An 18,336-nucleotide genomic window follows, 5' to 3' on the forward strand; every position below is an offset into this window, starting at 1 on the left:
ATGAAAGCGATCGTCGTACTGATCGATACGCTAAACCGGCACAGCCTGTCCGTGTACAATCCGGACACCCGGGTGCTGGCCCCGAACATTGAACGGTTCGCGCGCCGGTCGGCCGTGTTTGGCAACCATTGGGCCGGTTCGCTGCCGTGCATGCCGGCCCGGCGCGATATTTTTACCGGCAGGCTCGGTTTTCTGGAGCGCGGCTGGGGCGGCATGGAGCCGTTCGACGTCACCCTGCAGGAACGGCTGACGCAAGGAGGCGTTTTTTCCCATCTTGTCACCGATCATTACCATTACTTCGCCACCGGCGGCGAAAATTACGTGCAGCCGTTTACAACCTGGGAATTCCATCGCGGCCAGGAGTTCGATCCGTGGGTGTCGACCGTAAAGCCGCCGGACATGCCGGCGTCACATAAAGGAAGAGTCAACGCGCAGTACGAACGGAATCGTTCGCTGCTCGCCTCGGAGGAGCAGTATCCGACGGCGCGCACGTTTCAGAGCGCCTGCGACTGGCTGGAGGCGAACCGCGACGCCGATCGCTTCTTCCTGATGGTCGAGCCGTTCGATCCGCACGAGCCGTTCGATTGCCCGCAGGAATACCTGGACCTGTACGGCGACACGTACGACGGTCCTCGCTACAATTGGCCGAACTATGGGGCGAACCCGGAGGAAGAAGAGGCGACTGCCCATTTGCGCAACCGGTACGCGGGGCTGCTGACGATGGTCGACCGCCGGTTCGGCAAGCTGCTGGACACGCTCGACCGGCTGCAGATGTGGGACGATACGCTGGTCGTGCTTACGACCGATCACGGCTTCCTGCTCGGCGAACACGACATGCTGGGCAAAAATGTGATGAACGTCTACAACGAGCTGGCCCATTTGCCGCTGCTCGTTCATTTGCCCGGCGGCGCCGGCGCGGGCAGGCGAATCGACGCCTTGACGCAAAATATCGATCTGATGCCGACGTTGCTCGACTTCTTTGGGCTGCCGGTCCCGGCTTCCGTTCGCGGCGGTTCGCTGCTTGCACTGCTAAACGGGCAGCAGGACCGTTTGCGCGGGGCGGCCATCTACGGCTACTTCGGCCTTGACGTCAATGTGACGGACGGCGCGTTTACTTACTTTCGCACGCCGGCGCGCAGCGACAACCAGCCTTGTTACCTGTACACGGCGATGCCGACCGCGTTTCGCCGCAGCGTAAGGGCGGAGCGGCCGGAGGATGTGGCCTGCGGCGCTTTCCTCGCCGGCACCGATTATCCCGTCCTCCGTTTCCCCGCAGGGGGAGCCGGTCCGGAGCTTGGGCATGCGCTGCTGGGGCGCAAGACGCAGCTGTTTGACATTCGCGCCGACTATTTGCAGCGCCGTCCGCTGGACGATGACGCGCTTGAAGCGCGCATGATCCGGCTGATGGTCGGCGCCATGCAAGAGGCGCAAGCGCCGGCGGAGCAATTCGCGCGGCTCGGGCTCGATCCGGCCTGCGCTGCGGACGGGAGCGGAGGGGAGGCGCCATGAAACCGAACCTGCTTCTTGTTATGGTCGATCAGTTGAGCGGCTGGGCGCTGAGCCGGTACGGCAGCACTTGCGTCGACACGCCGCATATTGATGCGATCGGGCGCGAAGGAGCGACGTTTCGCCAGTTTTTTACGAATTCGGCGTTATGCACGCCTTCGCGGGGATGCTTCATGACCGGCCGGTATCCCCACGCCCACGGCGCTTATGCCAACGGCCTGCGGCTTGGCGACGACGAGGTGACGCTGGCGCATTTGCTGGCCCGGGCCGGATACGACACCGGGTATATCGGCAAGTGGCACCTTGCCGGCGAGCCGCGTCCCGGATGGATGGAGCCGGAGCAGGCGATGGGCTTCGCCGACACCCGGTTCATGTTCAATCGCGGGCATTGGAAAAGCTTGCTGGAAGACGAATCCGGCCAGGTGAAGGTCAGCGGAGAAATCGGCGACGAACGGACGTACACGACCGACTGGCTGACGGCGAAGGCGATCGATTACGTTCGGCAGCCGCGGGAGCGGCCGTTTTTCCTGATGCTGAGCATCCCGGACCCGCACGATCCGTACACCGTGCGCGAGCCGTACGCGTCCATGTACGATCCGGCCGCGATGGAGGTGCCGCCGACGTTCGCCGCCGGCGACCGGCCGGCCGCCGTCGATTCGGGCGGCAAATCGGACATTCGCGGCGTATGGAGCGAGCGGCGGCTGCAGGAAACGAAAGCGGCGTATTGCGGCGAAGTGAAATGCATCGACGATAACGTCGGCAAGCTGATGCAGGCGCTGCGGGAGGCGGGATTGCTGGACGGGACGATTGTCGTCTTTACGTCCGACCACGGCGAATACATGGGCGAACACGGGCTGATGCACAAAAACAACGTATACGAAACGGCTTACCGCGTACCCTTGCTTGTTCGCTGGCCTGCAGCGATCCGTCCGGGCACGGAGGTGGAGCGGCTGGTGGCAGCCGTCGACGTGATGCCTACCTTAGCCGGACTGATCGGCGTCGCGCCGTGCGGCAGGGAACAGGGGAAGGACGCCTCGCCGCTGCTGCGCGGGGAACTGACGGAATGGATCGACGAAGTATTTCTGCATCAAGACAGCCAGCGAAAATTCGGGGTGTTTACCCCGGGGTTCGAGCTCGTTTACGCCGATCGTTCCGGCGGCGTATTGTTCGATCGCTTGGCCGATCCGAAGCAGCTCTTCAACCGGATCGACCGGCCTTCTTATCGCGAGCATGTCGTCCGTTTGACCGGCGCGCTCGTCCGGCACGGCGAACGGGCCGGTTGCCCCGAGCTGAACTGGTTGAAGGAGCAATTGTCCCATGATGACTAATACGGTGCTGTTCATGTCGGATCAGCACAACCCGGTGTATTCCTCGGTCTATGGCCATCCATTCGTACAGACGCCGCATATGGAAGCGATGGCCGCTCGCGGCACATTGTTTCGGCGCGCGTATTGCCCGTCGCCGCTCTGCATGCCGAGCCGCAGCGCGTTTATGGCCGGGAAGCGGGTGCACGAGCTGCAGGCGTACAGCAACTGCACGATCGGCGTGCCGGAGCAGGCGGACACGTACGGCAGGCGGCTGGCCGAACAAGGCGTGTTTACCGTCTATATCGGCAAAACGGATGTGTTTGCCGCCGGCGACCGGCTCGGCTTTTCGCGTTTGCTGGAGCCGAAAGACCGCCGATCGCCCGGCGATGTCCACATCGGGCGACAGCCGATTGCCGTTCGTCCCGGTGCGGAGAAGCGGGCGAACGCTTACGGCGTGAAGGAGTCGGCGTTTGACGACGATCTTGCCAAGGTGGATCTTGCGCTGCGTTGGCTTCACGACGAGGCGTCCTGCTTGGAGCGGCCCTGGGTGCTTGTCGTCAATGTCATTAATCCCCATCCCCCGCAGTGGAACACGGATGACTATTGGCGCTTGTATCCGGAGCCGGATTTGTCCGCGCACGGCGTCGACCGGGAGTCGGCGCGGCATCCGCATGCCGCCGACTTGCGCGCGCATTTCGGCACGGACGCCGTCACGGCGGAGCAGGCGCGCGGGCTGCGCCGGGGCTACTTCGGCAATGTCAGCTTCGTCGACCGGCAGCTCGGGCGGCTGATAGACGCGCTCGACCGGACCGGGCTGGCGGCTACGACCAATTTGCTTTATGTATCCGACCACGGCGAAATGCTGGGGAAATTCGGCCTGTGGGGAAAATGTTCGCTGTACGAAGATTCCGTGCGGATTCCGTGTCTCGCCATGGGGCCGGACTACCGGGAGGGAGCCGTCGTCGAATCGGCGGTCGATCTGTTCGACGTGCAGGCGAGCCTGTTTCGATCGGCGGGAGCCGTCAGGCCGCCGGATTGGGCGGGGCAGCCACTGCAGGACGTACCGGAAGACGACCCCGAACGGATCGTGTTCGCCGAATATCACGGTCATGGCACCCGCTCCGGCGCATACGTGATTCGCTGCCGCGATTGGAAGCTGGTTTATTATATGGATGCGCCGCATCAGCTGTTTCATCTGGCCGAAGATCCTGACGAACTGCGCAACGTCATCGCCGACTATCCGGAGATGGCACAGCGATTGGAGGATGAGCTGCGGCGCATTTGTTCGCCCGAGCGGGAAAACGAAAACGCGTTTCGTTTCCAGCAGCGGCAATTGGCGTTGCTGGCGGACGGAGACGGCAAGCTTAGCGAGAACGCAGGGGGAACGAAAGGAGGATGAGGTGACGCATGGCGCTTTCATTTCAGGAACGACTGCTGCCGGCGCCCGTCGGCGGCGGATTTGCGATGGACGACTATTGGGTATGGTGCGGTTCCGTGATCGAGGGTGAAGACGGCCGGTTTCACATGTTTGCTTCGCGGTGGTCCAAGGAGGTAAGCTTCTGGCCGTACTGGGTGACGAATTCGGAAATTGTGCGCGCCGTGTCCGACACGCCGGAAGGCCCGTTCCGTTTCGTTGAAGTTGTTTTGCCGCCCCGCGGCCCGGCTTATTGGGACGGGATGATGACGCACAATCCGACGATCCATCGTTCCGGCGACCGCTATTTGTTGTATTATACCGGGACCACTTACGAAGGCGGCATGCCCGATGCTTCGCATCCCGAACTATGGGGCGAGGGCAAACCGCTCGAAGCCAGAAGCAACCAGCGGATCGGCCTTGCGGTTTCGCATTCGGTCGCTGGGCCCTGGGAACGGTTTGATACGCCGATCCTGCTGCCGAGGCAGGGCAAGTGGGACGGGCTGATGACAACGAATCCGGCGGTATGCGTGCTGCCGGACGAAAGCGTGCTGCTCGTGTACAAGTCGACCGGCTCCCAGAGCGACCGCCTGCGGCTTGGCGTGGCGAAAGCGGCCCATTGTTTGGGCCCTTACGAGCGGGCGGCGGACGAACCGATCTTCCGGTTCGACGAGATGGGAGATCACGTGGAGGACCCGTACATTTGGTTTCATGACGGGCGCTTCGAGCTGATTATGAAGGACATGGAGGGCGGCATATGCGGCGAGAAGCATGCGGGTATTCATGCGACGTCGCCGGACGGCTTGCGGTGGACGGTGTCCGCGCAGCCGCTTGCGTATTCGCGCACCGTCGCCTGGGGCGACGGCGCCGTAACCGTGCAAGGCTCGCTGGAACGGCCGCAGCTGCTCGTCAGAGACGGGCGTCCGGTCTGTTTCTATGCCGCGACCGCCAATCGAGGAGGCGTGTACGACACCCGCGACCCCGCCACCGCCACATGGACGATTGCGATCCCGCTCGCGACGTAAACTACATGCTCTCGTCGTCCAAAATAGCCAATGAAAAATGGCTTATTCGCCCATTTTCTTTTGGATCGACAAAAATAGCCAGTGAAAACACTGGCTATTGCGACTAAATCGCTCTATAACGGGCAGTTTCAGCAAAATAGCCAGCGATTTCGCTGGCTATTTCTGTGCTGCTCCTTGTTTTTGACGAAATAGCCAATAAAACATGGCTTATTTTGATATTTCAGCACTCATTGCCGGTCAATATGTCCCATAAAATGGATATTTTAAAATTGGCACGGATACATAATAGTCTATAAAAAAATTCGGCATAAGTCTATTACTTTATAGACATAAATTGTATGGTTAAAAGGCGACCGCGGCGCAATACGGCAAAGGATGAAGGAGAGCCCTTTCGATGATTACGCTCCGAAAGATCACGCTGGATAACCGGCGCGATATTTTTAACCTGGAAGTAACCGAGGAACAGCGTCGTTTTGTTGCCTCCAATCTATCAAGCTTGGCGTCGTGTTATGTTCTGGCAACCAATGGGGGGCATCCGTTTCCGTTTGCGATTTACGAGGAGGAGCAGCCGGTCGGCTTTGTCATGGCGGTCTATGGGATTACCGGATACGACGAACCCTCGATCGCCAGGAACAACTATTGCATTTTGCGGCTGATGATGGATAAGCGGCACCAGAACAGAGGATACGGCCGGGAAGCGATGAAAGCTGTCTTGTCCTTTATCCGCACCTTTCCGGCGGGTCCGGCACAGTACTGCTGGATCGCGTACAAACCCGAAAACGTCGTTGCCGCCAAGCTTTATGAAAGTCTCGGCTTCCGCGACAACGGCGAAGTGATTCACAACGAGTCGGTTGCCGTATTGCAGCTTTAACAAGATTGGGGTGTCGTTATGGATGATAAAATGCCCGGGCTTTTGCTCCAGTATGGGTTGATCCGCCCTGAAGTCAATCTGCTCAGACACAACGAGAATCGGACGTATAAAGTGAACGATCTTTCCCAGGGCAAAGACTATCTGCTGCGCGTGCACGACCCGGTGACCGTCAACCTTGCCGGTATTCAGCATACCAGACAAGGGATTGAATCCGAGCTGCGGCTGTTGGAAGCGATCGCGAGCGGTGCGGAGCTTATGGCCCAGATGCCTGTAGCCGATCTGCGCGGGCAACTCGCTAGCGAGCTCGAATGGGAGGGGCGGACGATTTTCTGTTCGCTGCTTCATTGGATCGAAGGGCGAATTTTGACGCCAGAGGACTTGTCGAGCGATGCCGCCGCTTACCGTTTGGGCGTGCAGGTGGCGCAGTTGCATGCGTTTTTTGCCACTTATGACAAGGCGCTGCCAAGCGATCGGCCCGATTACGGCATCTCCGGCACGGAGAAAATGCTCGTGCAAATTCGGCGGGGTGTCGAAATGGAACTGTTCGCCGAGGAACATTTTACGATCATTCAGCGTACGTTTGCCCTTTTCGTCGAACAGCTGAAGTCCGGGCGGCCCGATTGGTTGGCGCAGGGGATGATCCACGCCGATCTTAACAAGAGCAACATACTGATCACGCCATCCGGAGCTTATGTTTTTATTGATTATTGTCTCTTCGGTTATGGGTATTTGCTGCTGGATGTGGCAATGGCTGCGATGATGGTTCCCAAAGAGCACCGGATCCAAGTGGTAAACGGTTATTACGGCAAGGAGCTGGCGCTCGAAGCGATCGATCCGGTCGTGGACGGATTTATGCTTTCCGCGGTGCTGGGGTACTACGCTTTTATGATGGAGCACCAGGCTGTACACCCGCGGATTCGGGAGAAATTGCCTGCCTTTTGCGAAACGCGCTGCGTGCCGTTCCTTAACGGGGAACGAATTTTCCTGAGTTTCTGAGTTGAGCAAGACGAAGCTGTCGCGAAATACGAGCGGCAGCTTCGCTTCGTTGGCAACGTTCATTTATAACCATTTATTATCAAAATGAGGAGGAGCGGGTCTGCTAAAATCGTACGTAGCAAGCATGTTGAGTGGAAAGGTGGTTGTTCCGTGCGGCCTTTGCCTTTGGCAGAAAGTTTGGAACGTGTAATGGAAGCGTATTCCTCGCGCGGATGCTTTTACGGCTCCGTCCTGGTCGGCCTGAAGGGTGAGATCCTGTTGAAAAAAGGATACGGTCTGGCGAATGTGGAGTTCGGTATCGCCAATTCGGCCGCTTATCCTTTTCGCATCGCCTCTTTTTCCAAAGCGTTTACGGCTCAGGCCGTATTAGCGCTGCAGGAGCAGGGCCGGCTGCACATTACCGATCGATTGGTGCGGCATTTTCCTGCTTTTCCACACAAGGAAATCACGATCGAGCATCTTCTGGCACATACGTCGGGTCTCGACGATGCCAGCTTTTCGCTTGCGTCCTGGCAAATCGCGCAGCGCCTCTACCACACCGCCGAGAAACGGCTCGAAAGCGCGAACAAGCCGTTGCTTTTTGCACCGGGCTCCCGATCTATGTATTCCAACTTGGGTTACATGTTGCTTGCAGCGCTTATCGAACAATGTTCCGGGAAATCCTACACGGCGTTTCTGGAGGAACAATTGTTCCGGCCGCTGGGGATGGACCATACCGGAAACGATGATGGCCGGAAGGTCGTCCGGCATTTGGCTGCCGGGTACTCGGTGCATAAAGAAGACGTGATTCGGGCCGAGTTTGCCGATATGTCCTACGGCCAAGGCGCCTTCTCCTTGTATTCGACCGTGGAAGATTTGTATCGGTGGTATGAGCGTCATGTGAAGCCATCGTTTCGAGGGGACGCTCCTTATGCCTTTGGTTGGGGGAAAGATCAATTCACGATCGGCGGGACTGTGTTTCCTTTTTATTGGCTTGCCGGGGATGTGAGCGGGTATACGGCCTATATGGTGAATGCCGTTGACGAGGATGTTTGCATTATTGTGCTCGGCAATATCGACATCACTCCCGTTGCAGGCATTGCCAAACAATTGGCACACCTGGTTTTGGGCGACGAGCTTCTGTTCCTCCCGCCTCAGCCGCAACAAACGAGCATAGAGCCCCCATTTGCGGTGCGGGGCATTTATCGGTCGGTACGATTCGAAGATACCCGCGAGCTGGAGGAGAACAAGCTGCTTGCCCGGCTGGAGGAAGCGACGGCAGGGGATATTGCGAACGGCATGTTCTTGCGCGATTTTGAACTGCTTGCCATCAATCCGGCGGAAGCCTTTCTGGTGCTCGAATCCCGCAACAAAGCTTATTTATATATCCGTATACGATACAGTTGGGTCATGCTCGAACTCATCCCCGTGGCTGTGTCGAACAAAAGTATCGAATACACGACGAGCTATTACGACGGAAGGCTGGAGCTCTCGAGCGACGGCCGGGTTGTAAGAGGAATCTTCACCTACCCGGACGGGAAACGCTTGGAAGCCCTCGCATCTGTTCGCAAATAACGCCACAAGCCGACCGGATCAAGTCCGCAATTGAAGCGGGCTTTTTTTGGTGGGCATAGTTAACATGGCCTATTCTTCAGGGCGCTTAATCGGAGCGGCACAAAAGCGAATTAGTTAGTTGGCGGAGGGGAGAATGCCGCGTTTTGCGCAACGTGTCTGCTTGGCGACGGTTCAAACAGGAGCGGCGGAAGCCGGGTTCGCCGGATATTCGCCGATTTCCACTCGTTTTAGCCAAACAACAATTGACAATGAAAGGGGGAATCAGCTATAGTTTTTTTAAATGTAATTATTACTATTAAGGGAGGCGTCCAGAAGGCAGGAACCTCATTCAAGCGAGGGGACTGGAGAAAGGGTTGGCATCATAATCGTTTCGGGAGGTACATATGGCACGTTTGCTCATGATCGAAAGCTGGGTAGGGGCGAGCGGCATCCTGCTGCCCCCGCTGTTGAAATCGCTGGGGCACACGTATACGTTCGTGACGCGCAAGCCGGAGCATTATCGCAGCGCGTCAAGCACGGAAGAGCACCCAGTCCTGCAGCATGCCGATTCGGTTCTCGTAACCGAAACGAACGACGTACCGGGTTTGATCGCATTTTTGCAGCCCTATCGGTTCGATGGAGTCATTACGGTTTGCGATTACTACATCGAAGCCGCAAGCGAGGTGGCCCGGGCGTTCAAGCTTCCTTGCCCGTTTCCCCGCGAGGTGAAGCAGGTGCGGCAAAAGCATCTCATGCGCCGGCTGCTGGACCGCGCCGGATTGGCAAACCCGGACTACCGTATTGCATACGGATGGCCGGAAGTGGAGCAAGCCGCAGCCGCGATCGGGTATCCGCTTGTGCTGAAGCCGGTCGATCTGGCGTCCAGCGCGTTCGTTTACCTCATTCGCAACCAGCGGGAGCTGGAGGAGGCGTTTCGGGCACTCGACGCGTTTCCGCTCAATTTCCGGGATCAACCGCGCGACCTCGGCTGTCTGCTCGAAGCGTACATGGAAGGAGAGGAAGTCAGCGTAGAAAGTGTCTCCTGCCAAGGCGAAACGACGATCATCGGCATCACGGACAAATCCGTAACGGGCACCCCGTATTTTATCGAAAATGGACACATGTTCCCGGCCCGATTGGACGAGGCAACCGGGTCGGCGGTGAAACAATTCGTCGGCAGCGCCCTGGCGGCGGTCGGCTTCGACCGTGGCATCGCCCATACGGAGGTAAAACTGACGGCCGCAGGCCCGCGGTTGGTCGAGATCAACCCGAGAAGTGCCGGCAACTACATCGTCGAGCTGATCGACCGCGTCACGGGGATCGATTTGCTCCGGGCGTTCGTCGAGCTGTCGCTTGGCCTGAAACCGGTGCTCACACCTGCGGAAACCGGCGCAGGCAGCGCGGCCGTCATGTTCCTCGTGCCCCCGCGAGGCGGCACGGTGGCGCAAGTGCAAGGGCTGGAAACGTTGGCGGCCGACGAACATCTCGTTCGTTACACAATCGAGGATTGCGCCGGCCAAACCGTAGCGGCTCCGGTCGACAACGCCTGTTATTTGGGCCATGTGGTCGCGGAGGATCGGGAAGGGGCGAATGCCAGAAAATATGCGGAAGAAGCGCTGAGACGCATTACACTCGATTTTGCAGAGCCCAAACCGTCCGAGCGCTGACCCGCGCCGCACAACTTTCAGCGAAAGGAACAGAAAGAAGGCGTCTGCAACGCGTCGCACACGCAATGGAACCCAAATCGAACGCTGCCGCATGGCAAAGTGGAGGAAATCATGAAGAAAAATTTTTTTGCGCTGATTTTAATCGTAATAATTACATTAAGTGGTTGCAGCACAAGCGACAAAACGGCCGCTCCCGGGACGGAGCAACCCGGAACGAAAACGGAGTCCGCGAACCAGGAGCTGATCGTGGTCAGTCAGGAGATCGCGGCCAGTCTGGATCCGGTCAAACCGATCACCTCGAGCTACTTGCGCGCCATCGGCGCCGGGGAAGCGCTGTTCAAGGTGAACGCCAAGGGCGAGGTAGTGCCCGAGCTGGCGCTCGGCGCCCAAGAGCTCGATGCCACCACGTGGGAAATCAAGCTGCGGCCGGAGCTGCGCTTCTGGAGCGGGAAGAAGGCGGACGCCGACGCCGTCATCGCTTCGCTGGAGCGATCCAGGGCGCTCGACCTGCAGGCGCTGCCGTTCCTGAAGGATCTGACGCTGAGCAAGGCGGACGATCTGACGATCCGCGTCAAAACGGCGCGCGAGCATATGCCCGTGCCGCTGAATTTGTCTTACTACCAGACGCTGATCCACAATGCGGAGGCGAAGCATGACGCGGTCTCGACGATGGATTTGACCGGCATGTACAAGGTGGTGGAATTCGTCCCGAAGCAAAAAATGGTGCTGACCGCAAACGAATCGCACTGGGGAACGAAACCGGCGGCGGTCAGGCGAATCGTGTTCGAGGAAATCGCCGACGAACAGACGCGGGTGCTATCCGGCTTGAGCGGGCGCAGCCATGTGGTGATGAACGTGCCGGTGACGAGCCTGGCGCAATTCAAAGGCAATGCCGCAGTTAAGCTGGAGGCTGCGCCGGCGGCCAATACGCAAACGATTTACTTGAATCTGAAGCAGCCGCAGTTGGCGGATGCCCGGGTGAGGCAAGCGCTGTCGTGGGCGGTAAACCGCGCGGAGCTGGTCACGCTGGCGGCGGAAGGACAAAGCTTTCCGGTATCCACGTGGCTCGGCTCCAACCCGGCTTACGCGGAAGCGAGAAACGCGGTTTACGACAAGCTCGATCGCGACAAGGCGGCGAAGCTGCTGGACGAGGCGGGGTGGAAAGCAGGCGCCGACGGCATTCGCTACAAGGACGGCAAACCGCTGACGCTGCGGCTGATGACATGGGGAGGCGACAAGGCGCTGGGCGAGGCGCTGCAAAACCAGTGGACCCAAATCGACATCAAAGCGGAAGTGCGGCACGGGGACTACAGCCTGATCGAAACGGCGCGCAAATCCGGCGATTGGGACGCCTCCATCGAAGCCTGGAGTACCTTCGGCGACGAATACGCGCTGCTGATCGGGCAATACGGGCCGAAGGGAAGCGCCAATTACGGCGGGTATAGCGACGATGAGACCAACGGATTGCTGGCCAAGCTGGAGCAAGCGACCGACGCCGCAGCGCGCCGCAAACTGGCGCTGCAAATCAACGAGCGCGTGGCTCAGCAGGCGCCGGTCATCGGCCTGTTCCCGCGCCCGCAAATTACGGCGGTCAGCAGCTCCTTGAAAGGCTTCGAAGCCCACTTCCGCCAGTTCGAGAATATCGTGAACGGCAACCTTGCCCTGGCGGCGAAATAGGCTCCGCCCATGGTCAAGACGCTTCTGCGCAAGCTGCTCGGAGCCGGTGTCGTTTTGTTGTGCGCAACGTTCCTGCTTTTTGTCCTGATTCGCGTCGCGCCCGGCGATCCGATCCAATTGCTGCTCGGCCGCTCCGCCGAAGTGGCCATGAGCGACACAACCGCCTACGACCGCAAAGCGGCCGAGCTGCGAGCCGAGTTCGGGCTGGACCGGAGTGTGGCCGCGCAGTACATCGCCTGGTCGAAGCGATTGCTGCGCCTCGACCTGGGGGAATCGATCCGCACGGGCAGGCCGGTTGGGGCCGAGATCGCAGAGCGGCTGCCGGCGACTGCTTTTCTGGCTGTCTCCGGACTGGCGATCCAAGCGCTGCTTGGCCTGATTTTCGGGACGATTGCGGCGCTCAAGGCGAACTTTGTGCAGGATAACGCGATCCGGCTTGCTTGTGTCGGTCTCGCGTCCACGCCGGTTTTTGTGATCGGGCTTGGGCTGCTGTCGGTTTGCGCGGTAACGCTGGGCATATACGAAATCAGCAGCGAAGCCGTTCTTTCGAGATTATGGCTTCCCGCCTTGACGCTTGGCGCGATGGGAGCGCCGCAGCTCATCCGCGTCGTCAGAGCCAATCTGCTGTCCGAGCTTGGCCGAACCTATGTGCTGTCGGCGCTTTCCCGCGGGCTCGACCGCCGGACGGTCGTGCGGCACGCCTTGCGGAATGCGCTGCTTCCCGTCGTGACCCTGGCTGCGCTTTCGCTGACGATGTCGATCAGCGGCGCGGTTGTGATCGAAAGCATCTTTTCCTGGCCGGGCATCGGCAAGTATGCGCTGGACAGTTTGCTTATCCAAGATTATCCGGTCATTCAAGGCTATGCGCTGGTCATGATCGCGCTGGTCATTCTGATTCACCTGCTCGCGGAGATCGCCTATGCGCTTGTCGATCCCCGCGTTCGCCGGAAAGGAGGAGCGGGATGAACAGAAGGCAAGGGAAACGCCCGCTCAGTTTGATCGTTGGCGTCGTTCTGTTCGGGATGCTCGCGATCGCCATCATAGGCGCGCCCCGGCTCGCTCCCCACGATCCGCTGAAACAGCAGGCGGAGGAGCGGCTGGAGCGGCCGAGCCTGCGCCATCCGTTCGGTACGGACCGCTTCGGCAGGGATGTGCTCTCGCGCGCGCTGCATGGCGGCAAACAGACGCTGCTCGCTTCCGTTGCCGCGCTTGGCGCCGCGCTCGCCATCGGTCTCGCCGTCGGACTTGCGGCCGGCATGTATCACGGCTCGCCGCTCGACGCGCTGTTGATGCGCATCGTCGATGTGCTGCTCGCTTTTCCGTTCATGGTGCTGGCGATGATCGTTGCGGCGTTGTTCGGCACGAGCCTCTACCATCTGCTCGCCGCCGTTGTGGCGGTATGGTGGGTTTCCTTCGCGCGTTTGACGCGAAGCGTTGTCCTGCATGCCAAGAACGAAGGTTCCTTCGCTGCGGCGAAAGTGCTCGGGGCGTCGAACGGCACGATCATGCGCAAGGAACTGTTGCCGAAGGCGATAAGTCCGGTGCTGATTTTGGCCACCTTCGAGCTGGGCAGCCTGATTTTGTCGATTGCGTCGCTTTCGTTTCTGGGACTCGGTTCGCAGCCACCGGCCCCCGAGTGGGGCAGCATGCTGGCGGACGGGCGCGACCATTTCCTGCAGGCGCCGCACATCCTGCTCGGCCCCGCGTTGTTTATTTTTCTGACCGTACTGGCGTTCAACCTGATCGGGGAAGGGCTGCGCGACAGGCTCGACCCATATGAAAAATCGGAGTTATAGGAGGGCGGGGAATGACCCAGCGCCATCGCCAAGGCGAAGCCAGTCTGCGCCTGCGCCATCTCCAGGTCGCATATCCGCTTGACGGCCGGCCCGTTCCCGTGCTCGACCGCCTTTCTTTCGACTTGCACAAGGGAGAGGTCGTTTCCTTGCTGGGGGAGAGCGGCTCGGGCAAATCGACGATCGCCCGGGCGCTGACGGGCCTGCTGCCGCCGTCGGCGCAAATCGGCAGCGGCGTCATGACCATCGGCGCGGGGCCGGACATCGACCTGTCCGGCAAAGACGCGCCGTGGGCGCACATTCGCGGCAGACGGATCGCGATGCTGTTCCAGGATGCGCAGCAGGCGCTCAACCCGCTGTTGACCATCCAGGCGCATTTTCGCGAAAGCCTGCGCTTTCACCGCCTCGCCGCGGGCGACGAGGCGCGGGAGATCGGCGCGTTGCTGCTTGCGTCGCTGAATTTCTCCGATCCGCGCGGCGTGCTGGCGCGGTATCCGTTCGAGCTCAGCGGCGGCATGTGCCAGCGGGTCTGTCTCGCGCTGGCGCTGTGTCTGCAGCCGGACGTGCTGATCGCGGACGAGCCCACTTCCGCGCTCGATACCGTCAGCCAGAAGGAAGTGCTCGACTTGCTGCAGGCGATGCGGAAAAAGCTGAATTTGACCGTGTTGTTCATTACCCACGATATTGCCGTCGCGAACGCAATCAGCGACCGCGTCATCGTGTTGAACGGCGGTTCGATCGAAGAGGAGGGGGACACCCGCACCGTGCTGACGCGGCCGGCAGCCGCCTATACGCGCGGGTTGCTGGCTGCGCGCGCGCAAGTGACCGCCGCTGTGCGGGAGACGGAGCAGCCGGCGACGAACGAACCGTTGCTGGCGCTGGAGCAGGTGGACAAATCGTTCGGCCGGAAGCAGCAGCAGGTTTTGCGCCAGGTCGACTTGACGCTGCATGGCGGGGAGATTCTCGGCATTGCGGGGCAGAGCGGCAGCGGCAAATCGACCTTGGCCCGCCTCATCGCGGGTCTGGAGCCGCCGGGCGGCGGCCGCATTCTGCTTCGCGGCGCCGATATCGGCCGCTTGCGGGGCAAACGAAGGCGCGAGCTGTGCCGGCGGATCCAGCTCGTGTTTCAGGATGCCCGCGCGAGCTTGAACCAGGGGCGCACCGCGCTGCAGCTTGTGCAGGAGCCGCTTCGGTACTTGCGTATCGGCGGCGGCAGGCAGGAACGGGAACGATTGGCGACGTTTTATTTGAACGAAGTCGGCATCGCCGGGGAAGCGCAGCGCAGGCGGCCGCCCCAATTGAGCACGGGCCAGTGCCAGCGGGTGGCGATCGCTCGGGCGCTGGTTGTCCGGCCGGAGGTGCTCATTTGCGACGAAGCGGTTTCCGCCCTGGATATGAGCATCCAGGCGCGCATATTGGCGCTGCTGATGCGGCTGCATCGGCAGTACGGATTTGCGCTGCTGATGATTTCGCACGACATGCGGGTGCTTCGCTCCTTCTGCCACCGCATTGCCGTCATGCACAACGGACACATTTGCGAAATCGGGCAGGCGGACACGCTGCTTCGCGACAGCAAGCATTCTTATACGCAGTTGCTGCTTCGGTGCGCGGGCGATTTGGAAGATGGGCTCGACTGATACGCCCGCCGATTAAGGCGGGTTGAGGTTGCCGGGAAAGGCGGTCATCATGTGAAAGCAAATCGGGCGCTTGCCGCGCCTTTGCTGCGTTTGTACGCGCTGACGCTGCTCTTTTTCAGCGCCAACGCCATCCTCAATGTGATCGTGCCGCTGCAAAGCGCGACGCTCGGGGCAAGCAACGGCCGCATCGGGGCGATGATGGGCGCCTATATGCTCGCCTGCATGTGCTTTCGGCCGTGGGCCGGGCACCTGATTCACAAGCACGGGCCTGCCGCGGTGCTTCGTTTCCTGCTTGTGGTCAACGGGCTGGCGCTTGCGATGTACGCCTTCGCGGGATTGAGCGGATATACGGTGGCCCGCGTCATACAGGGGGCGTGCACCGCCTTTTTCTCCATGACGCTGCAGATCGGAATCATGGACGCCTTGCCCGAGGAGCAGCGAGCCCAGGGCGTGTCGCTGTATTCCTTGTTTACGTACATGCCGACCGTATTCGGCCCGCTGATCGCCATCGCCTTGTGGCAGGCGGGAGGAATGGACGTCTTTGCCGCCGTCATCATCGGCGTTGCTATGGCGACGGCCATCTTCGGCTGGAGCGTGCCGACGCTTGCCGTTCGGCCGCAGGAGGACGCTGCCGCTGCGGCCCCGGAACGGCAGGGTGTGCGCGGCTGGCAGCGCCAGTTAACCGCCCAGCGTCCGCTCGTGGTATGCAGCTTGTTGATGCTGATCGTTTCCGTCGTGTTCGGGGCGGTCGCCACCTTCATTCCGCTGTATGCCAAACAAGTGCCGCACGGACAGGCGGGCGTTTATTTGACGGTCCAGGCCGCCGTCATTGTCGCCGTTCGGTTCGCCTTCCGTAAGCGGTTGCCTTCGGACGGCAAGTGGCATCCCCGTTTTGTCGGCGGGATCTGCTTGCTTGCGGCCGCGGGAGCGATGATGCTGTCGCAGGCGCAAGGGCCGGCGGCGTTGTACGCGGCAGCGGCGATGATCGGCACGGCGCAGGCGCTGCTGTACCCGACGCTGGTGGCTTACCTCACTTTTGTCGTGCCGCGCGCATCCCGCAACGTATGGATTGGCTTGTTTATCGCGACGGCCGACCTTGGCGTTTCCATGGGCGGCATGGCGATGGGGCCGGTCGCGGACCGGCTGTCGTACAGTGCCATGTACCTGGCAAGCGCCGGGCTTGCCGCTGGCGCCGCCTGCTTGGTCGCGATGAACCGAAGCATGCGGGCGGGATGATAATTGGGCGCCCCAGTCGCGAGCAAAGGCTATACGCAACTGCGCTTGATTTTTTTCGAGTCATCCGCTATAGTCAACTTTGAACTTGATATGGCGATGGAGTTCGCCGTAACCGCCCTCCAAAGGCTAATGACTCCTACCAGTTTATTTTGTGCTGGTAGGAGTTTTATTTTTGTGACGAAAGGGAGTCGAACATGAATGTTGTGGCGCTTGTCATAGGCGGACTGATCGGGACCGTCATGCGGTACGAGTTGGGGGAAATCGTGCCTGCGTTATCGGGCGGATTCCCGCTGGCCATCCTGACGATTAACCTGACGGGTTGTTTGTTTCTGGGCTGGTTTTTTACCGTGTCATGGGGACATCCCGCCATCCGTCCCGAAATTCGACTCGGGTTGGGAACGGGGATGACCGGAGCGTTTACGACATTTTCCACGTTTTCGGTTCAGACCGTCGAGCTGATCCGGGAGGGACATGGAATCATTGCCGTCTTATATGTTCTGCTTAGTATCGTGGGAGGATTGCTTTTGACTTTTGCCGGAGTTCGACTGGCGAAAGCGCGAGTGAAGAAGGAGGGGACCGGGACAGCATGATCTGGCTCATTGGGCTTGGCGGCGTTGTCGGCACGCTTGCGCGATTTTACCTGGGGAGATGGATTGCTTCCCGGCTTCAACCGGGGTTTCCTTGGGGAACGTGGGTCATCAACATAACCGGTTCGTTTATCCTGGGAGTGTTGTTCTCCCTTCATGCCAACCAGAATATTTCCGACTCGTTGTGGCTGATTGGCGGGACCGGATTTTGCGGCGCCTACACGACGTTTTCCACGTTTGGTTACGAAACAAGCCAGCTTGTTCAAAAAGGGGAGCACGTGCAAGCGGCGGTTTATGTGGGGCTTTCGGTCGTTTGCGGGCTTTTGAGCGCGTTTGTTGGCATGGTGATTTTCTAGGATGTGGAAAACAGGAGGTGTGGAGAGCTGCTTTTGGTGAGGCAACTCGATGACAGGCGTTCCGACGAAGTCTGGCAGCAGTTTAAAGGTAAATATGCACTTAAATATTGCGCTACATCCCTTTTTGAAGCGCTTAAAGGTAAAAATGCACTTGACTTCGATTTAAAGGTACTAATTAATGGAAATCAACAATGAATTAAAGGTGTTTTTGCATTTAAGTTGTTCGAATCGGCCGTTTTGGGCGAGTTTTAGTGTATTAATGCAGGTAAAGGCAGGGGGCACGTTGGCAAGGTTGCCGGGTTAAGCGGTGGTAGCTGTTGCGATTTACTGTAAGGCCGCCGCTCGCCGAAACGCCGCTGTAAGGCTGAAATCAGCCTTATTTGGCCGGCCGCTTGCCGAAATGAATTTAGACTAGAAAGTAGACACACTGTAACAGCGACCTGATACAATACAAACAAACGAAAGGTCGAGGTGTGTCATGGGAAATATCCGCCAACATTTTGATGAGGAGTTCAAACGCCAAACCATCAAACACATGCAAGAAACCGGGAAAACACCAGCCGAAGTTTCCAAAGAGCTGGATATTCCTGTGAGTAGTATTCGTGGATGGCGAAAACAGTTCACAGACGTCGGTGAAAAGTCCCAATTATATGTGGACCACGAGAAGCTGAAGAAACTGGAAAAACAGAATCAAGATCTGCAGGAGGAACTCGCGATCCTAAAAAAGGCGA

17 protein-coding genes and 1 riboswitch are annotated in these 18,336 nt (G+C 59.4%); all 17 genes read left to right on the forward strand.

Features of this window, described 5'->3' with window-relative positions:
* Window positions 1–1,509: a sulfatase gene (locus tag EXY20_RS03390; protein WP_135547572.1), complete on the forward strand. Its 1,509-nt coding sequence runs from the start codon at window positions 1–3 to the stop codon at window positions 1,507–1,509.
* Entirely contained in the window at window positions 1,506–2,834 is a 1,329-nt protein-coding gene (locus tag EXY20_RS03395) for a sulfatase-like hydrolase/transferase (protein WP_135547574.1), read from the forward strand. Before EXY20_RS03390 ends, EXY20_RS03395 begins: the two co-directional genes overlap by 4 nt.
* Complete coding sequence (locus EXY20_RS03400; RefSeq protein ID WP_135547576.1) at window positions 2,824–4,212, forward strand: sulfatase-like hydrolase/transferase; 1,389 nt, start codon at window positions 2,824–2,826, stop codon at window positions 4,210–4,212. Before EXY20_RS03395 ends, EXY20_RS03400 begins: the two co-directional genes overlap by 11 nt.
* Before the next feature lie 8 nt (window positions 4,213–4,220).
* Window positions 4,221–5,252 (forward strand): glycoside hydrolase family protein, encoded by a 1,032-nt coding sequence (locus EXY20_RS03405; protein ID WP_135547578.1) that lies wholly within the window; start codon window positions 4,221–4,223, stop codon window positions 5,250–5,252.
* A 394-nt stretch (window positions 5,253–5,646) separates the two neighbouring features.
* Window positions 5,647–6,123 (forward strand): GNAT family N-acetyltransferase, encoded by a 477-nt coding sequence (locus EXY20_RS03410; protein ID WP_135547580.1) that lies wholly within the window; start codon window positions 5,647–5,649, stop codon window positions 6,121–6,123.
* A gap of 18 nt (window positions 6,124–6,141) precedes the next feature.
* Window positions 6,142–7,119, forward strand: a complete 978-nt coding sequence (locus EXY20_RS03415; protein WP_135547582.1) for a phosphotransferase enzyme family protein — start codon at window positions 6,142–6,144, stop codon at window positions 7,117–7,119.
* 84 nt (window positions 7,120–7,203) lie between these two features.
* Window positions 7,204–8,673, forward strand: coding sequence for a serine hydrolase domain-containing protein (locus tag EXY20_RS03420; RefSeq protein ID WP_135547584.1), 1,470 nt, complete (start codon window positions 7,204–7,206; stop codon window positions 8,671–8,673).
* Between the two features lie 383 nt (window positions 8,674–9,056).
* Complete coding sequence (locus tag EXY20_RS03425; protein ID WP_135547586.1) at window positions 9,057–10,319, forward strand: ATP-grasp domain-containing protein; 1,263 nt, start codon at window positions 9,057–9,059, stop codon at window positions 10,317–10,319.
* 111 nt (window positions 10,320–10,430) lie between these two features.
* Window positions 10,431–11,996 carry an ABC transporter substrate-binding protein gene (locus tag EXY20_RS03430; protein WP_135547588.1) on the forward strand — a complete coding sequence of 522 codons (1,566 nt, stop codon included), beginning with the start codon at window positions 10,431–10,433 and terminating at the stop codon, window positions 11,994–11,996.
* Window positions 11,997–12,005: 9 nt separating this feature from the next.
* Window positions 12,006–12,962, forward strand: coding sequence for an ABC transporter permease (locus tag EXY20_RS03435; RefSeq protein ID WP_135547590.1), 957 nt, complete (start codon window positions 12,006–12,008; stop codon window positions 12,960–12,962).
* A complete protein-coding gene (locus tag EXY20_RS03440; RefSeq protein WP_135547592.1) occupies window positions 12,959–13,792 on the forward strand; it encodes an ABC transporter permease in 834 nt (277 codons plus the stop codon). The genes EXY20_RS03435 and EXY20_RS03440 overlap by 4 nt, the downstream gene beginning before the upstream one ends.
* Window positions 13,793–13,803: 11 nt before the next feature.
* Window positions 13,804–15,426 (forward strand): nickel ABC transporter ATP-binding protein NikE, encoded by a 1,623-nt coding sequence (gene nikE, locus EXY20_RS03445; protein WP_135547594.1) that lies wholly within the window; start codon window positions 13,804–13,806, stop codon window positions 15,424–15,426.
* A gap of 51 nt (window positions 15,427–15,477) precedes the next feature.
* Window positions 15,478–16,662, forward strand: a complete 1,185-nt coding sequence (gene cntE, locus EXY20_RS03450) for a staphylopine family metallophore export MFS transporter CntE (protein WP_135547597.1) — start codon at window positions 15,478–15,480, stop codon at window positions 16,660–16,662.
* 83 nt (window positions 16,663–16,745) lie between these two features.
* A riboswitch (Fluoride riboswitch) is annotated at window positions 16,746–16,808 on the forward strand.
* A 48-nt stretch (window positions 16,809–16,856) separates the two neighbouring features.
* Entirely contained in the window at window positions 16,857–17,252 is a 396-nt protein-coding gene (gene crcB / locus EXY20_RS03455; RefSeq protein ID WP_135547599.1) for a fluoride efflux transporter CrcB, read from the forward strand.
* Entirely contained in the window at window positions 17,249–17,605 is a 357-nt protein-coding gene (gene crcB / locus EXY20_RS03460) for a fluoride efflux transporter CrcB (RefSeq protein ID WP_135547601.1), read from the forward strand. The genes crcB (EXY20_RS03455) and crcB (EXY20_RS03460) overlap by 4 nt, the downstream gene beginning before the upstream one ends.
* 36 nt (window positions 17,606–17,641) lie before the next feature.
* Entirely contained in the window at window positions 17,642–17,800 is a 159-nt protein-coding gene (locus EXY20_RS38770; protein WP_167858954.1) for a hypothetical protein, read from the forward strand.
* A 283-nt stretch (window positions 17,801–18,083) separates the two neighbouring features.
* Window positions 18,084–18,336: transposase (locus EXY20_RS03465; RefSeq protein ID WP_135547603.1), on the forward strand; the 253-nt coding region annotated here is incomplete at its 3' end.

Source organism: Paenibacillus cymbidii (assembly GCF_004764705.1).
In the GTDB taxonomy this organism is placed as follows: domain Bacteria; phylum Bacillota; class Bacilli; order Paenibacillales; family NBRC-103111; genus Paenibacillus_AN; species Paenibacillus_AN cymbidii.

Excerpts from the sequence above, each read along its gene's own strand:
- EXY20_RS03390 (WP_135547572.1), top strand. The coding sequence starts at position 1 with ATGAAAGCGATCGTCGTACTGATCGATACGCTAAACCGGCACAGCCTG.
- EXY20_RS03395 (WP_135547574.1), top strand. The coding sequence starts at position 1,506 with ATGAAACCGAACCTGCTTCTTGTTATGGTCGATCAGTTGAGCGGCTGG.
- EXY20_RS03400 (WP_135547576.1), top strand. The coding sequence starts at position 2,824 with ATGATGACTAATACGGTGCTGTTCATGTCGGATCAGCACAACCCGGTG.
- EXY20_RS03405 (WP_135547578.1), top strand. The coding sequence starts at position 4,221 with ATGGCGCTTTCATTTCAGGAACGACTGCTGCCGGCGCCCGTCGGCGGC.
- EXY20_RS03410 (WP_135547580.1), top strand. The coding sequence starts at position 5,647 with ATGATTACGCTCCGAAAGATCACGCTGGATAACCGGCGCGATATTTTT.
- EXY20_RS03415 (WP_135547582.1), top strand. The coding sequence starts at position 6,142 with ATGGATGATAAAATGCCCGGGCTTTTGCTCCAGTATGGGTTGATCCGC.
- EXY20_RS03420 (WP_135547584.1), top strand. The coding sequence starts at position 7,204 with ATGAGGAGGAGCGGGTCTGCTAAAATCGTACGTAGCAAGCATGTTGAG.
- EXY20_RS03425 (WP_135547586.1), top strand. The coding sequence starts at position 9,057 with ATGGCACGTTTGCTCATGATCGAAAGCTGGGTAGGGGCGAGCGGCATC.
- EXY20_RS03430 (WP_135547588.1), top strand. The coding sequence starts at position 10,431 with ATGAAGAAAAATTTTTTTGCGCTGATTTTAATCGTAATAATTACATTA.
- EXY20_RS03435 (WP_135547590.1), top strand. The coding sequence starts at position 12,006 with ATGGTCAAGACGCTTCTGCGCAAGCTGCTCGGAGCCGGTGTCGTTTTG.
- EXY20_RS03440 (WP_135547592.1), top strand. The coding sequence starts at position 12,959 with ATGAACAGAAGGCAAGGGAAACGCCCGCTCAGTTTGATCGTTGGCGTC.
- nikE (WP_135547594.1), top strand. The coding sequence starts at position 13,804 with ATGACCCAGCGCCATCGCCAAGGCGAAGCCAGTCTGCGCCTGCGCCAT.
- crcB (WP_135547599.1), top strand. The coding sequence starts at position 16,857 with ATGAATGTTGTGGCGCTTGTCATAGGCGGACTGATCGGGACCGTCATG.
- crcB (WP_135547601.1), top strand. The coding sequence starts at position 17,249 with ATGATCTGGCTCATTGGGCTTGGCGGCGTTGTCGGCACGCTTGCGCGA.